Raw genomic sequence first — 14,637 nt, forward strand, 5'->3', positions numbered from 1 at the left:
GCAATATCAGGAGATGTGCCACGACCTCAGCGATTTGGCGACCGCCTCGCGGGGGAGGCAGCATTGCGCACCTCGGTCATCAAACTGTCGAGAGGCGTTTCGATGGAGCGGCTGTCAGCGGACAATAGGCCGGCTGTGCGATCTCAGCATAAAATGCAGGCGGACGGCTCAGACCGGAGGCCAGCTGCGCATGGCCATGTCGGCGAGTTTTCGCAATTGCTCGCGCGGTGCGCCGCCTGCGGCTTGCACGGCCATGCCCTGCAGGATGGCAGACACGTAGCGCGCGAGATCGCCGGCATCCGCATCGGCTGGCAGATCGCCTTCGGCGATCGCGCGTGTAAAACGGAGGCGCAGATCGCCTTCGCTCTTCGAGCGGCGCGCCATCAGTTCCTGCTTGATCGTTTCCGCGGCATCACCACAGCAGAGGGCACCCTGGACCGCGAGACAACCGGGATTCCTGGGATCAGTCACCGCCTCAACGGATTCGTAGAGGATATGTTCGACCGCTTCGCGGGCCGTGGCCTTCTCCAGGCCGGTGCGGAAATAGCCGCCGGGACCATCGACGTAGCGATCCAGCGCCTTGCGGAACAGATCTTCCTTGTTGCCAAACGCCGCATAGAGACTGGGCTTGGTGATGCCCATGGCCTCGGTGAGGTCGGCCATCGACGCGCCTTCGTAACCCTTGCGCCAGAACACATGCAGCGCGAGGTCGAGGGCCGTGTCGGTATCGAATTCACGAGGACGTCCCAGTGCCACGACGGGCCCTCCAAAGTTTTCTACCGTTCAGTAGATAAGTCTCTTGACAGTGGATGTCGATAGTCCATCTATACCGGACGTTACGAATGTGTGCGTTGCAGCGAGATGCCCGGCGGGACCGGCCAGACGCGGAATGTACAGCTTAGCTACTGAAATGACAGGGCTTTACAAGGCCCACGCAGATTAAATGGGGTTCACAATGGCACATAATCTCCCTCGCAAGATCGCTTTTGGCGCCGGAATCGCGTTGGTAGCGGTCGCCGTTGGCGGCGGTGCGGCGCTGATGAATCTGTCCAGCGTTGCAGCTCAAGCCGAGTCCGGTGCGGTTGTTCCCGCTGCTGTTCAGGCTTCGGTTGCCCTGGTGGAAGCCAAGGCCACGGCGCCTTCGGACGAGTTCTCGGGCCGCCTTGAGGCCATCGAGCGCGTGGAGATTCGCTCCCGCGTCGCAGGCGCCGTCCAGGAGATCCACTTTCGCGAAGGCGCGCTGGTCAAGAAAGATGACCTGCTCGTGCTGATCGATCCGGCGCTCTACGCCGCAGATGTCGATCGCGCCCAAGGGCAGGTGTCCGCGTCGCGGGCGCGCCTGATCCTGACCAAGGCCGATTTCGACCGCGGTCAGCAACTGACCAGCTCCAGCATCACCCAGCGCGACCTCGACAATCGTATCAATGCGTATCGTGAGGCCGAAGCCAACCTCAAGGCTGCAGAAGCCGCGCTCAAGACCGCCGAGCTCAATCTCAGCTACACTGAAGTGCGCGCGCCGGTCGCGGGCCGGGTCGGCAAGGTGGAGATCACCGTCGGCAACCTGATTTCGGCCGGCCCGTCCGCGCCGCTGCTGACGACGCTGGTCTCGGTCAATCCGATCTATGCAAGCTTCAATGCCGACGAACAGGTGGTGTCGCGCGCGTTGAAGACGCTGGCAGACGAGAAGACGCCGGGCGATATCGACCGCATCCCGGTTCACATGACCACCGTCACTGATAGCGCACCGGTGAAGGGCCGCATGCAGTTCATCGATAATCAGGTCGATCCGCGCAGCGGCACGGTACGGGTGCGTGCGATGTTCGACAACGCTGATGGCCGGTTGATGCCCGGCCAGTTCGCGCGGCTCACAATGGGCCAGCCGAAGGCAGAACAGACGCTGCTGATTAGCGAGCGGGCAGTTGGCACCGACCAGAACAAGAAGTTCGTCATGGTGGTCGATGCCAAAGACAAGGCGCAATATCGCGAAGTGATCCTGGGGCCCTCGGTTGATGGCATGCGCGTGATCCTCAACGGCCTCAAAGCCGGTGAACGGATCGTCGTCAACGGACTTCAGCGCGTGCGTCCGGGTGTGACCATCAAGCCGGAGATGGTGGCGATGAACGCCGCGTCTCTCGTCTCGATCAAGGCCGTCGCGCAGAACTGATAACGACCGCCCTGTCCGCAGGCGGGCAGGGCGCTCTTCCTAATACACAGCACGTCATCGAGGTCGAGCGATCGGCCGCGCGGGGCCCTTGTACCCCGCAGGTCTGGATCATCACGGAATAGCGCCATGAACTTTTCAAAATTCTTTATTGATCGTCCGATCTTTGCCGGCGTGTTGTCGACGGTGATTTTTCTCGCCGGCCTGTTGTCGATGCCGGTGCTGCCGATCTCCGAATATCCGGAAGTCGCGCCGCCGACCGTGGTGGTGACAGCGAATTATCCCGGCGCCAATCCGAAGGTGATTGCGGAAACGGTCTCGACGCCGATCGAAGAGCAGATCAACGGCGTCGAGAACATGCTCTATATGAGCAGCCAGGCGACCACCGACGGCAGGATGACTCTCAACGTCACTTTCCGTCTCGGCACCGATCCCGACAAGGCGCAGCAGCTGGTGCAGAACCGCGTTTCGCAGGCCGAGCCGCGTCTCCCCGCGGAAGTCCGTGCGCTTGGCGTGACCACAATCAAGAGCGCCCCCGATCTTACCATGGTCGTGCATTTGCTGTCGCCGAACGACCGCTATGACATGACCTATCTGCGCAATTACGCCGTGCTCAACGTGAAGGACCGCCTCGCGCGCATCGAAGGCGTCGGTCAGGTGCAGCTGTTCGGCTCGGGCGACTACTCCATGCGCGTCTGGCTCGATCCGCAGAAGGTCGCCGAGCGCGGTCTGTCGCCCGGCGACGTGGTGCGTGAGATCCGTGCGCAGAACGTGCAGGCGGCAGCGGGGCAGGTGGGCGGTTCGCCCAACGAGCCAGGCCTCGATCTACAGCTCTCCATCAATGCACAGGGACGCCTGCAGACCGAAGAGGAATTCGGCGAGATCATCGTCAAGAACGGCGACAATGGCGAGGTGACGCGGCTGCGCGACATCGCCCGTATCGAACTCGGCGCCGCCGACTATGCACTGCGCTCGCTGCTGAACAACAAGTCCGCAGTGGCGGTTCCGATCTTCCAGTCGCCCGGCTCGAACGCGATTCAGATTTCCGACAACGTGCGCAAGACGATGAAGGAGCTGAAGGAAAACATGCCGGACGGTGTCACCTACGACATCGTCTACGACCCCACGCAATTCGTCCGCGCCTCGATCGAGGCGGTGATCCATACGCTGCTCGAGGCCATCGCACTGGTGGTGCTCGTCGTTATCCTGTTCCTGCAGACATGGCGAGCCTCGATCATCCCGCTGATCGCCGTGCCGGTATCGGTGGTCGGCACCTTCGCCGTGATGCATGTGTTCGGCTTCTCGGTGAATGCGCTGACGCTGTTCGGCCTCGTTCTGGCGATCGGCATTGTGGTCGACGACGCCATCGTTGTGGTCGAGAATGTCGAGCGCAATATCGAGCGTGGGCTCGATCCGAAGAGCGCGGCCTATCAGGCTATGCGCGAGGTGACCGGCCCGATCATCGCGATCGCGCTGGTGCTGGTCGCGGTGTTCGTGCCGCTGGCCTTCATCACCGGCCTGACCGGGCAGTTCTACAAGCAGTTCGCGCTGACGGTGGCGATCTCGACTGTGATCTCCGCCTTCAATTCGCTGACACTGTCGCCAGCACTCGCCGCGCTGCTTCTGAAGGGCCATGACGCGCCGAAGGATGCGTTGACGCGCTTCATGGACAAGACGCTCGGCTGGTTTTTCGTCCGCTTCAACCGCTTCTTTGCCAGAAGCTCCGACGCTTATAGCGGCGGCGTGAAGCGCGTCGTCTCGCGCCGCGCGGCGGTGATGGGAATCTACGTTCTGCTGATTGGCGTCACCGGTTATCTGTTCCACGCAGTCCCGGGCGGTTTCGTGCCCGGTCAGGACAAGCAGTATCTGGTCGGGTTTGCGCAGCTCCCCGACGGCGCTACGCTGGATCGTACCGAAGAGGTGATCCGTCGCATGGGCGAGATTGCGCAGAAGGAGCCCGGCGTCGAGAATTCGATCCAGTTTCCGGGTCTGTCGATCAACGGCTTCACCAACTCGTCCAACTCCGGCATCGTCTTCATCGGTCTGGATGCGTTTGACAAACGCAAGGATCCGAGCCTGAGCGGAAATGCCATTGCGTTGTCGCTGAACAAGAAGTTTGCCGGCATTCAGGACGCCTTTATTGCCATGTTCCCGCCGCCGCCTGTGTCGGGTCTTGGCACGATCGGTGGCTTCAAGCTGCAGATCGAGGATCGCGCCGGTCTCGGCTATGAGGCGCTGAACGACGCCACCAAGGCTTTTATCGGCAAGGCAATGCAGCAGAAGGAGCTGGCCGGTCTGTTCTCAAGCTATCAGATCAATGTGCCGCAGCTCTATGCGGATGTCGATCGCACCAAAGCGCGGCAGCTCAACGTGCCGGTTACCTCGGTGTTCGACACGATGCAGATCTATCTCGGCTCGCTCTATGTGAACGACTTCAACAAATTCGGTCGCACCTATTCGGTGCGCGTCCAGGCTGACGCCAAATTCCGGGCGCGGGCCGACGATATTGGCCAGTTGAAAGTTCGCTCCGACAGCAACGAGATGATCCCGCTCTCGACGCTGCTGCGCGTTAAGGAAAGTGCAGGGCCGGAGCGCGCCATGCGCTACAACGGTTTCCTGTCGGCCGACATCAATGGCGGCGCGGCGCCCGGCTATTCCACCGGCCAGGCGCAGGACGCCGTGGCGCGTGTCGCCAAGGAGACGCTGCCCAAGGGCATCGACTTCGAATGGACTGAACTGACCTATCAGGAGATCATCGCCGGCAATTCGTCGCTGATCGTGTTCCCGGTGGCGATGCTGCTGGTGTTCCTGGTGCTCGCCGCGCAATACGAAAGCCTGACACTGCCATTGTCGATCATCATGATTGTGCCGATGGGCTTGCTGGCGGCGATGTTCGGCGTCTGGTTGACCAAGGGCGACAACAACGTCTTCACCCAGATTGGTTTGATCGTGTTGGTGGGTCTGTCGGCGAAGAACGCCATCCTGATCGTGGAGTTTGCCCGCGAGCTGGAATTTGCCGGGCGGACACCGATCCAGGCCGCGATCGAGGCCAGCCGTCTGCGGTTGCGGCCGATCCTGATGACGTCGCTGGCCTTCATCATGGGCGTCGTGCCGCTGGTGACGTCCACTGGCGCAGGCTCGGAGATGCGTCATGCCATGGGTGTCGCGGTGTTCGCCGGTATGATTGGCGTCACGGCCTTCGGCATCTTCTTCACGCCGATGTTCTATGTGCTGCTGCGCGCCATGGCAGGCAACCGTCCGCTGACCCAGCATGGCGAAGCGACGGTCGATCAGGCGGCGCCGCTGGCACCGGGATCGCACGAAGCAGAATCGCGCCCGCACGCCACGTCGCATTCGTAACGCCCGGGACCGGGGAAGGAGACGCCTGATGAGGGCTGCTGGTCCACGAATGCGCCGTTTCGACCCATTCTAAGGCGAGGAATTGCGTAGCCTGCGTCCAAGGCTGTTGGAATCGCCCCCAATTGGCCGGGTGCGCTTTCCTCCACTGCACATCTTCCGCTACAATGCGAAAGGCACTGCAGGGGAATGACGGGTTGCGGACGGGCTTCTACAAATGCGAATACCGGGTTGATGAGGCGGTCGGTCGCAGTGTGATGTTTGTCGAGCATGGCAGCATGCTCGGCGGCAATTCCGCTTTTGCCCATATCGGCAGCTATGAGCTCCGGGGTGACGAGGTGGTGGCGGAGATCGAGAGCCGCCGCCACATGAACGATCCCAACTATCCCTCGCTGCTCGGCCAGGATGTGGCGACCATCAGCGTCACCGGCCGGCCCTATGGTGACACCTATCGTTTTCAGGGTTCGTCGCCGCAAATGCCGGGTGCGAAATTCGAGTCGGTCATGACGACGATCGATGACGGCGAGATGCCTCCGGCCGGACCGATCGGTGCGGGTGGCATCGCCAACGGGCTGTATTCGATCCATCTGCGCACACTCGACGGCATCGATGGCGGGCTCAACGGCGTGATGCTGCTGCATGACGGCCGCATCCTCGGCGGAGACGCGTTCTTCTATTATCTCGGCGCCTATTCCTCCGCGGACGGACGCTGGAAGGGCGAGATGCTCAATCAGGAGCACACGCCGGCAAAGGGCGAGAACCCGGTCTTCGGCGGCCATGAAATCGGTATCGGCTTTTCCGGTACTTGCGACGAAACCGGCGCCGAACTGGAAGCCACGGCGCTGGCCGGCAAACGGAGCCTGCGGTTGCAGGCAGTGCTGAAGCTGATCCGCAAGGCCGTGTAAGTTCCAGGCTGGCGTACGGCTTGATGGGGTGCGCGCCTGTCCGTAATGTCACCGGCGAATGACACAGGTGGCGACAAATCCATGACCCAGCGTATCGGCGCGACCGCTCTGATCTGTTTGCTCGGCGTCGCCGCCGGACTGGCTGTGCTGTCCGCGCCAACACGCGCGCAGGCCCAGTCCGCCGATCTGGTTCTGTGCGATCGCCTCGCGGCCGATCCTGCCGATCCCGACAAGCCGGCCGATGTGAAGGGCGTGGCCGATATTGCCAAAGCCGATATTGCCACCGCCATCAAATTCTGCCGGACCGCGTCCGGCGGGTCGCGCCGTGCGATGTTCCAGCTCGGGCGTGCTTACGCGGCCAATGCGCAGGCAGCTGAGGCGCTCGCGGCATGGCGCAAGGCGGCTGACAAAGGCAGTACCTCAGCCATGGTCGAACTCGGCGTCGCCTATGGCAACGGAACCGGCCTCGCGCGCGACGAGGCGCAGGCGCGCAAACTGTTCGAGCGTGCGGCTGAAGCCGGCAATCCGCGCGGCGTAAGCAATCTTGCGGCACTATCAGGAGGCGCAGGCGCGGGTTCAGACCCGGTGCGTGCACGGCAATTGCTGGCGAAATCCGCGGAGACCAATGCCGAGGCGCAATATCAGCTCGGCATGATGCTGTCGGAAGGCATCGGCGGCGCGAAAGACGATGTTGCGGCACGCAGCCTGTTCGAGAAGGCGGCAGCACAGAACCATGCGGGCGCACTGGAGCGAATGGGCGCGTTCGCGCAAAGCGGCCGCGGTGGTGCGTCGGATAAGGATGCCGCGAAGGCCTATTATGAGAAGGCCGCAGCGCTCGGCGACGACGATGCGAAGAAGGCGTTGGAACGCATCAAGTGCCCTTATGTGCTCAAGGACAAGCGCGGCAACGTGGTCAGCAATATGTGCTTCTGATCAGCCTAGCCTGACTGCGGTCTGTCGCAGGCGCGCGCCGGCGTACCCACGTCGAATTCGCGCCGGTCATTCACCGACGGATCAACGAAATAGATGACGGCGTTGAACGGCACTGTGACGCGCGACTTGATCCCCTTGAACCACAGGTTGACGCTGAAGCGATCCGCGGTGACGTTCAGTCGTTCGAACTGGTGCTGCAGCACGAACGTCATCTTTTCGGGATATTTGGCGCGCTGGGCATCGGGCACGATGACGCCGTCGAACGAGGTCCTGAACGTGATCTCGTAATAATGACGGCCGCGCAGACCGCGTCTGGCGACGTCGGCAAGCGTGAATCTCATCTCGGCATACTGGGCGAGCGGGTCGGTGGTGCAGGGCTGCTGTGCTGCCGCGTGTGATGTGAGCGCGGCCAGCATCATCATGGCAACGGCGAGTGATGCGGCGAGGGTGCGGATGTCGCGAGGCAAGGACGGGGTCATGATCCTTTGTCGCGGCGGGAGTGAGCGGGTTCATGACGCTCGACCATGGCAGCGATTTTCTGCCGCATGCGTCCGCAACCATTTGTTTGAAATTGGCCGCCTAAACTCCCGGCTCTGAGTCGCCTTTTGCGTTTCCCTGGAGCCGCCTGTGAACGAGAGCCTGATTGCCATCTGCCAGTTGTTTCTGGTGCCGCTGACCATTCTGTTTGCCGCGGTGGGGGTGGCCAATGCGCGCTTCGTCAAGCTGTTGGTGTGTTTGCTCGGCGTCGGTCTCGCCGGCCTCTGGCTCTATCGCATCTATCTCTGGACCGGCCTGTCGGTGATCGATCGCCGCACGGCTTACGGGCTCGCGGGAGCTTTTGCGCTATGCTGGGTGCTGACGCTGCTGCATCAGATCAAGAGCAGCTTCGGCGGCGGATACGATCGCTAGGCTCAGGCAAATCTGAATCAGGCCAGCCCGAGCGAGAAGGCCAGCGTGCCGATCGCGGCATGCGACAGGATCACCGGCCAGATGTTGCGCATCCGCAGATAGGCGAAACCCCAGACGATGCCGACCAAGAAAGTGTTGAGCAACAGGACGCTGTCGCCATAGGCGACATGGATCAGCGAGAACACTGCTGCGGAATAGATCACATAGGTCCAGGGCCTGACCTGCAGCCGATCGGTCATCAGTTTCGGTATAGACCGGCACACGACTTCCTGGCATGGGCTGGAGACCAGGACATAGAACGGCGCGAAACTGAGCCAGACTGGCGGTTTGTGGTCGAAGGTCAGAAAGCGGGTCTGCGCCACCATGATTGCCGCGATGCCTGCCGTGATCGCGGCACAGAACAGCCAGTGCCTGATGTCAGAGGGACGGCTGAGGCCGAGTTCCGCGACCGAGAAGCCGGCCAGCAGGCACAGCGCGATACACAGCACGGACACCAGCAGCAACGCGGGAATGCGATATTCGAACGGCAGAAAGCCCCAGTGAATGGCGAGACCAGGCGCCAGCAGCAGCGCGGCAAATCCCGGCAGTGGAGCGATCAATCGCCATTGGAATCGTTGCTGTCGTAAAACCGTCATGATGTTCTATAGCTGAAATCATGTGGTGGTTTAAGGGCGGAGTGGCCACGCAGGCTGAGAGCGACGAAAGCGTGATCGTCGATATGTCAGCAGCAGGTGGTGACATTTCCGTCCGACGGTCTGCCCGGCCGTTGCTGGCCGCTCCGATGCGACAAAGGGGAACTCGCCGACTAGTATTGTGTCTCACACATCCGTCCATGACGTGAACAGCGCCGCCTGACCGCGTCGCTCGCCGTTCTCACTTCTCAGTTCCCAGACGATGCCACCTTCGATCCAGAAGCGCCGGCCGGACTTGGCGATCCGCAACCCACGATAATTGTCGATGAAGCCGTTACGTGCGACGGCATCCAGCAGGCGCTGCCGCTCGTCGCGGTTCGGCGCTTCTGCCGAGAGGCGCGACGGGATGGTGACGAATTCGTCCCACTTATATTCGAAGCAAGATTGCGCGGTGCGATTGGCATAGGTGAACACCGGATCGGCGTCGGTGTTATGTGCGAGCACCGCGAATTGTGCGTCGCTGTAAAGCCACGCTGCATCTTGCCCAGGCGCCAACAGGGGCTTCCCGACAGTGCGGAGATAGCTCCCGGTGAGGAGTTTGAAGAAGGGGGCATCGAGTGCGAAAGCAGGGGGCGTCGGAGCGGTCACGGGACTCTCTCGGGGATAGGCTATGAGGACATAGCCCGCATGGCTCTATACGACATCGGCAGCGAAAGCGGCGGTGACTGCCCCGGAATGCATGGAGCAGCCGCTATCGGTCGGCAGGAAGGATCAGGTCGTGATCAACCTGTTCTCGAACGCCACGGTGCATTGATCCACCGCGACGGCAGCGTTCCGTTCGTCGATTGCGCGTCCCGTGTAATCCGATAGCTGCCCGGCTTATTTAGTCGTCGCATCGGCTCTACTCTTGTTTTAGCCTCTCCCGAAAATGCCGTTCCAGGCGAAAGCCCAATGGACCGGTGCAGAGGGAGAAAACGTGAGCAACAACAAGAAGGGACGATGGTCTGCCATCGCCGCGGTCCTTGCCGCATCGCTGTTCGCCGTAGCGCCAGGGCAGGCGCAGCAATATCCCGAGCGCAACATCACCATGGTCGTGCCATTTCCGCCCGGCGGAACGACCGACATCGTCGCGCGCATCCTCACCGAACAGCTCAGCACCGAACTCGGCAAGCAGGTGGTGATCGAGAACCGCGGCGGCGCGAGCACATCGATCGGTGCGCAAGTCGTGGCCGGTGCCGACAAGGATGGTTACACCCTGCTATTCGCCAGCGCGACGACCTTCACGACCAACCCGCATCTGCTGGCCTCCATCAAATACAAGCTCGAGGACTTTGCGCCGGTCGCGATGGTGGTGAAGGTGCCGTTCGCCTTCGTCGTGAAGAAGGACTTTCCGGCTGCCGACGTCGCGGCGTTTCGTGCCTATGCGCTGGCCAATCCGAGCAAGGTCAACAATGCCACCAACGGACCGGGCAGCACCGTGCACCTCATGGGTGAGATCGTGGCCCGCGGACTCGGCGTGAAGCTGCAGCATGTACACTATCGCGGTGCTGCGCCGGCGATGAACGACATGCTTGCGGGGATCGTCGACAGCAATGTGGAGGCGCTGACCAATACGGTCCCGAACCACAAGGCCGGCATGTACCGCGCGCTGGCGGTCTTGTCCGAGGAGCGCTTGCCGCAATTGCCCGATGTGCCGACCTTCAAGGAACTCGGATTCCCTGGCATTGTCGGCGCGACGTGGTTCGCGGTGTTCGCGCCCGCTGGTACACCGCAGCCGGTTCTGGACAGGCTCAGCGCTGCCATCACCCGCATCGTCAGGACGCCGGAATTTGCAAAGAAGATGGAGCCGATCGGCAATCAGCCGTGGCCGATGACGTCGGCGGAACTCGAGAACCATGTGAAGAGCGAGCGCGACCGTCTGGGCAAGCTCATTCGCGAAGCCAACATCACGGTCGACTGACCGCGTGAACAAGATCAAGGGAGAATATCAATGAATGCAGCCGTCAGCTCACCCGCCGTGAAAGTCGTCCGTTCGGTGCAGGATCAGGTCAGTCCTGAGGAATGGCAGTCGCGCGTCAATCTCGCGGCCTGTTATCGCTTGACGGCGATGTATGGCATGACCGAAATGATCGCCAACCACATCTCCTGCCGCGTGCCGGGAACCGAAGACCAGTTCCTGATCAATCCCTATGGCATGCTCTATGAGGAGATCGATGCGTCGAGCCTCGTCAAGATTGACCTCGACGGCAACACGCTGTTCAACGCGTCCGACTACGCCGTGAATGCCGCGGGCTTTGTGATCCACAGCGCCATCCACATGGCGCGTCACGATGTCGATTGCGTCGCGCATACCCATACGGTGGCTGGTATGGCCGTGTCGGCGATGGAATGCGGGTTGCTGCCGGTGGCGCAGACCTGCATGCGCTTCCTTCATGTCGCCTATCATGACTTCGAGGGGATCGCAGACAACCCTGAGGAGCGCGAACGACTGATCGCGCATCTCGGCAATCATGAAGCGATGGTGCTGCGCAATCACGGCCTGCTGGTGGTCGGCAAGACCATCGCCGCCGCTTTCAACGTGCTGTTCCGGATGGAGCGGGCCTGTCAGGTTCACGTTGCAGCGCTGTCGTGCAACACCAAGCTGATCACGCCGCCGCAGAAGGTCCTGCAGGATACCTATGACCGCATGAAGCCACGCGACAATGTTCCGGGCCTCAGCGGCGAACTCGCCTGGCCGGCGCTGCTCCGCAAGCTCGACCGGGTCGATCCGTCCTATCGCAGCTGAGCTTGCGCTAGAGTCTGATCCATCTTCGATGGATCAGACTCTAGCTATTTTCTCTATGAGAGCATGATCTTGTCCGAAAACCGGTGTCCACTTTTCGGGATCATGCTCTAGCAGGCTCCGCGGTTGCCGGGCTCGCAGGCGCGGCATCCACCTGATGAACAGAAGGGATGCGCAGCATCAAGAATGCGGCGCATCGTAGGTTCGGCAGTCAGATGCCGCGACTACAGGTCCGCCTACGGCTTGAAGAACGATACCGGCGTCATCAACTGGTTGTCCTGGCTGATGAGATAGGCGGCCTCGGCGCTGATCTTCAGGTAGTCGGCCCAGGCCGGGTCCTTCTGCAGCGCCTGGCGCTTGGCCTCACGATCGGCTGCGCTGTCATAAACCCAGATGTGCATGTAGCTGTTGACGTTGCCGGTCTCAATTTGCGCGTAGGCGAGTGGCTTGCCCAGATGGCGGCTCTGGATCTCGTAGCCGTGCTCGGCATACAGCGCCAGGTGTTTCTTGATCGTGCCGGGGCGGCAGGTGTAGGTGCGAACGTCAAGCAGCATGGGGTTTCCTCGAGCGGTGGCGGATCAATAGGGTCATTCGGCGGTGGCGCCGGACTGCGCGACAAGTACGGCCCAGCGCGCCACCTCGTCGTTCACGTATTTCTGGAATGTCGCCCGATCGTCGCCGACGGGGTCGGCGCCGAGCCCTTTGAGCCGCTCCTGGACAGCGGGGTCAGCCACGCTCTGAACAATGGTCTGCGCAAGCTTCTCGACGATAGCGGGGGGCGTGCCGGCCGGTGCGAACAGGCCGAACCACGAGCGCGCGTTCATGCCGGGGAACGGCGTTTCTGAGAAAGCGGGCACGTCGGGCAAGGCGGCGTGACGCGTGCTGCCCGTCACCGCCAGCGCCTTGAGCTTGCCACTCTGCACCAGAGAGCGAACTTCGGGCAGGTTGGCGAACATGATCTGCACTTGGCCGCCGATCATATCGTTGAGCGCCTGCGCGCCGCCCTTGTAAGCGACGTGCGTGATCTTCGCACCAGCCAGTGTGCTGAACTGCTCGCCGGACAGATGGGACGCGGTGCCCACGCCGCCCGATGCATAGTTGACGCTCGCGGCATTGGCCTTGGCGTAAGCGGCGAGTTCGCTCACCGAATTGACTGGCACCGACGGGTGCACCACCAGCAGCAGGGGCACCGACGCCAGGTTTGACAAGGCCGCGAAATCGCGCGTGAGGCTGTAGCTGAGCTTCTGGTAGAGCGATGCATTGATCGCGTGGCTCGATGTGGCCATCAGCAGCGTATAGCCGTCGGGCTCCGAGCGCGCCGCCGCGGCACCGCCGATATTGCCGTTGGCGCCGGCCTTGTTTTCCACCACGATCGACTGGCCGAGCCGTACCGACATGGCTTGCGCCACGGTGCGCGCGATCACGTCGGTGGCACCACCGGCGGCGAACGGCACGATCACGCGCAGGGGACGTTCTGGATAATCGGCCATCGCGCTGACTGAGGTGAGGGCCAATGCTACGGCCACGACGAGGCTCCGCAACGGGATGATTGCTTTGTGCATTTTGTTTCCTCTGCCTCTTGTTTTTATGTCCTGCCGACGGCGCGCCCCGCAGATGCGGGGCGGTCGTGGCGGTGGGCGTCATGCCATGCCGACCTGCGCATACAAACGCGCAGGTGGCGATGGCAGCGCCCGGTCAGGCGTCCATGCGGGACACTCTATGCAGCCGCGCGGCGACGGCGCTAGGACGGATCAGACGTTGTGTTGGACTTTTTCGCGTGTCAGTCCAGTGGACGGCAATGCTTCCTCCGGAAGTCGCCCGGCGTGAGGCCGGTCTGCTTCTTGAAGAAGCGCGCAAAGTAGGCCGGATCCTCGATATTGAGGCGGAACGCGATCTCGGCGATGCCCGTTTCGGTGTTGCTGAGCCAGCGCTTGGCTTCGAGGACCACGCGCTCCTGCACCACCTGGCTGGCCGTGCGCGCCACAGTGCGCTTGACCGCATCGTTGAGCTGGCGCTCGCTCACGCCAAGCGCCTCGGCGTACTGGCCGATGGTACCGAAGCGCAGGTAGTGCGTTTCCACCAGCATCGCGAAACGGCGCGCGAGCGCCTGGTGTGGACCAACGCCACCAGCGGGCTCGTTGCCGGGGCACACACGGCGCAGGCGCGTGAGCAGGATCAGCAGGCTGGCCCGCACCACATCGGGAAATCCCGGCTGGCGATCGCGTGCCTCACGCTCCATCTCGCAGAGCAGTGGCAGCATGCCGTCATGCTGGGCCTGCGTGAGATAGAGCGCGCTATTGCCGCGCGCAGAGTGGAAGAACGGAAGTTTCGCGACATCTTCGGCGCGCGGAAACATCCGCGCGAAGAAGTCGGTGCTGAAGTTCAGCACGTAGCCGTGAGGCTTGACCGATGACGTCCAGGCATGGACCTGGCCCGGCGAAAGAAAGAACACTGAGTGGTCGCGCACGTCGAAATGCGCGAAGTCGAGTGTGTGCGTGCCGCACGCCCGGGTCATCCAGAGCAGATGGTAGTAGTTGTGCCGGTGCAGGAAACCGCGCGGGATGTCGTCGCGGTCCTCCAGTCGTACGAGGTCGAAGTAGAACGAGCCTTCGCCCGCGAAATCCGAGGTTTCAAAGGTCGGAAACTCGCCGGAGCGGGCGGAGAGGAGAGCTTCGGGCAAGTGAAGGTGTCCTTGCGGTTTCGGGGCACGGTTATCAGCGTTATCCTATCGCAAAAAGCCGGAGAGTACCGCGTGTTGGCGAATGCGACACCGGACGGTCTCCGGGGAGTTCGGCAGCTCTATAAGAATTCTGGGTGCCGCTCCATCACACCGGGAAGTTGCGTCGGGGGATGCTCCTGCAGGCATTTTATGGCGCTCGCTCGGAAGGGGACCTGATGGAACGGACGCAGACGGCGGGTCGTCGCAACTGAGCCTGCGCTGGATCAATTGCAGAACGG

Annotated in this window: 14 protein-coding genes; 7 read left to right on the forward strand and 7 right to left on the reverse strand. The window is 62.1% G+C overall.

From position 1 onward, the window contains the following. Positions 1-168: 168 nt before the first annotated feature. Complete coding sequence (locus tag BLW80_RS13270; RefSeq protein ID WP_093758335.1) at positions 169-756, reverse strand: TetR/AcrR family transcriptional regulator; 588 nt, start codon at positions 754-756, stop codon at positions 169-171. Between the two features lie 199 nt (positions 757-955). On the opposite strand from BLW80_RS13270, the gene BLW80_RS13275 reads away from it, so the two are divergent. From BLW80_RS13275 to BLW80_RS13290, 4 genes are all read left to right on the forward strand, one after another. Then, positions 956-2,164 carry an efflux RND transporter periplasmic adaptor subunit gene (locus tag BLW80_RS13275; protein ID WP_093758336.1) on the forward strand — a complete coding sequence of 403 codons (1,209 nt, stop codon included), beginning with the start codon at positions 956-958 and terminating at the stop codon, positions 2,162-2,164. A gap of 126 nt (positions 2,165-2,290) precedes the next feature. Further along, positions 2,291-5,521, forward strand: coding sequence for an efflux RND transporter permease subunit (locus BLW80_RS13280; protein WP_093758337.1), 3,231 nt, complete (start codon positions 2,291-2,293; stop codon positions 5,519-5,521). 194 nt (positions 5,522-5,715) lie between these two features. After that, entirely contained in the window at positions 5,716-6,423 is a 708-nt protein-coding gene (locus BLW80_RS13285) for a GrlR family regulatory protein (protein WP_093759064.1), read from the forward strand. Positions 6,424-6,504: 81 nt separating this feature from the next. Next, positions 6,505-7,356 carry a tetratricopeptide repeat protein gene (locus tag BLW80_RS13290; protein ID WP_093759065.1) on the forward strand — a complete coding sequence of 284 codons (852 nt, stop codon included), beginning with the start codon at positions 6,505-6,507 and terminating at the stop codon, positions 7,354-7,356. Between the two features lie 5 nt (positions 7,357-7,361). Here BLW80_RS13290 and BLW80_RS13295 read toward each other — a convergent pair whose 3' ends face one another. After that, a complete protein-coding gene (locus BLW80_RS13295; protein ID WP_089263997.1) occupies positions 7,362-7,835 on the reverse strand; it encodes a ClpXP protease specificity-enhancing factor SspB in 474 nt (157 codons plus the stop codon). A gap of 148 nt (positions 7,836-7,983) precedes the next feature. Here BLW80_RS13295 and BLW80_RS13300 point away from each other — a divergent pair, with 148 nt between their 5' ends. Continuing rightward, positions 7,984-8,265: a hypothetical protein gene (locus BLW80_RS13300; RefSeq protein WP_089263998.1), complete on the forward strand. Its 282-nt coding sequence runs from the start codon at positions 7,984-7,986 to the stop codon at positions 8,263-8,265. A 17-nt stretch (positions 8,266-8,282) separates the two neighbouring features. On the opposite strand, the gene BLW80_RS13305 is transcribed toward BLW80_RS13300, so the two are convergent. Together BLW80_RS13305 and BLW80_RS13310 are read right to left on the reverse strand one after the other, a co-directional pair. Then, positions 8,283-8,900, reverse strand: coding sequence for a CPBP family intramembrane glutamic endopeptidase (locus BLW80_RS13305; RefSeq protein ID WP_089263999.1), 618 nt, complete (start codon positions 8,898-8,900; stop codon positions 8,283-8,285). A gap of 183 nt (positions 8,901-9,083) precedes the next feature. After that, positions 9,084-9,545 carry an MEKHLA domain-containing protein gene (locus BLW80_RS13310; RefSeq protein WP_093758338.1) on the reverse strand — a complete coding sequence of 154 codons (462 nt, stop codon included), beginning with the start codon at positions 9,543-9,545 and terminating at the stop codon, positions 9,084-9,086. A gap of 328 nt (positions 9,546-9,873) precedes the next feature. Here BLW80_RS13310 and BLW80_RS13315 point away from each other — a divergent pair, with 328 nt between their 5' ends. Next, a complete protein-coding gene (locus BLW80_RS13315) occupies positions 9,874-10,857 on the forward strand; it encodes a Bug family tripartite tricarboxylate transporter substrate binding protein (RefSeq protein WP_210185325.1) in 984 nt (327 codons plus the stop codon). Positions 10,858-10,887: 30 nt separating this feature from the next. Continuing rightward, positions 10,888-11,682, forward strand: coding sequence for a class II aldolase/adducin family protein (locus BLW80_RS13320; protein ID WP_093758340.1), 795 nt, complete (start codon positions 10,888-10,890; stop codon positions 11,680-11,682). Positions 11,683-11,915: 233 nt separating this feature from the next. Here the strand turns inward: BLW80_RS13320 and BLW80_RS13325 are convergent, their stop codons facing one another. The 3 genes from BLW80_RS13325 to BLW80_RS13335 all read right to left on the reverse strand — a co-directional run bounded on the left by BLW80_RS13325 (position 11,916) and on the right by BLW80_RS13335 (position 14,359). After that, positions 11,916-12,233 carry an NIPSNAP family protein gene (locus BLW80_RS13325; RefSeq protein WP_093758341.1) on the reverse strand — a complete coding sequence of 106 codons (318 nt, stop codon included), beginning with the start codon at positions 12,231-12,233 and terminating at the stop codon, positions 11,916-11,918. Between the two features lie 33 nt (positions 12,234-12,266). Continuing rightward, the gene (locus tag BLW80_RS13330; protein ID WP_093758342.1) at positions 12,267-13,241 is read right to left on the reverse strand and encodes a Bug family tripartite tricarboxylate transporter substrate binding protein; all 975 of its coding nucleotides are present in this window, start codon (positions 13,239-13,241) and stop codon (positions 12,267-12,269) included. Positions 13,242-13,459: 218 nt separating this feature from the next. Next, the gene (locus BLW80_RS13335; protein WP_093758343.1) at positions 13,460-14,359 is read right to left on the reverse strand and encodes a helix-turn-helix domain-containing protein; all 900 of its coding nucleotides are present in this window, start codon (positions 14,357-14,359) and stop codon (positions 13,460-13,462) included. Positions 14,360-14,637 lie beyond the last annotated feature (278 nt).

Origin of the sequence: Tardiphaga sp. OK245 (genome assembly GCF_900108575.1) — a bacterium.
Classification (GTDB): Bacteria; Pseudomonadota; Alphaproteobacteria; order Rhizobiales; family Xanthobacteraceae; genus Tardiphaga; species Tardiphaga robiniae.

Excerpts from the sequence above, each read along its gene's own strand:
- BLW80_RS13275 (WP_093758336.1), top strand. The coding sequence starts at position 956 with ATGGCACATAATCTCCCTCGCAAGATCGCTTTTGGCGCCGGAATCGCG.
- BLW80_RS13280 (WP_093758337.1), top strand. The coding sequence starts at position 2,291 with ATGAACTTTTCAAAATTCTTTATTGATCGTCCGATCTTTGCCGGCGTG.
- BLW80_RS13290 (WP_093759065.1), top strand. The coding sequence starts at position 6,505 with ATGACCCAGCGTATCGGCGCGACCGCTCTGATCTGTTTGCTCGGCGTC.
- BLW80_RS13295 (WP_089263997.1), bottom strand. The coding sequence starts at position 7,835 with ATGACCCCGTCCTTGCCTCGCGACATCCGCACCCTCGCCGCATCACTC.
- BLW80_RS13305 (WP_089263999.1), bottom strand. The coding sequence starts at position 8,900 with ATGACGGTTTTACGACAGCAACGATTCCAATGGCGATTGATCGCTCCA.
- BLW80_RS13320 (WP_093758340.1), top strand. The coding sequence starts at position 10,888 with ATGAATGCAGCCGTCAGCTCACCCGCCGTGAAAGTCGTCCGTTCGGTG.
- BLW80_RS13325 (WP_093758341.1), bottom strand. The coding sequence starts at position 12,233 with ATGCTGCTTGACGTTCGCACCTACACCTGCCGCCCCGGCACGATCAAG.
- BLW80_RS13330 (WP_093758342.1), bottom strand. The coding sequence starts at position 13,241 with ATGCACAAAGCAATCATCCCGTTGCGGAGCCTCGTCGTGGCCGTAGCA.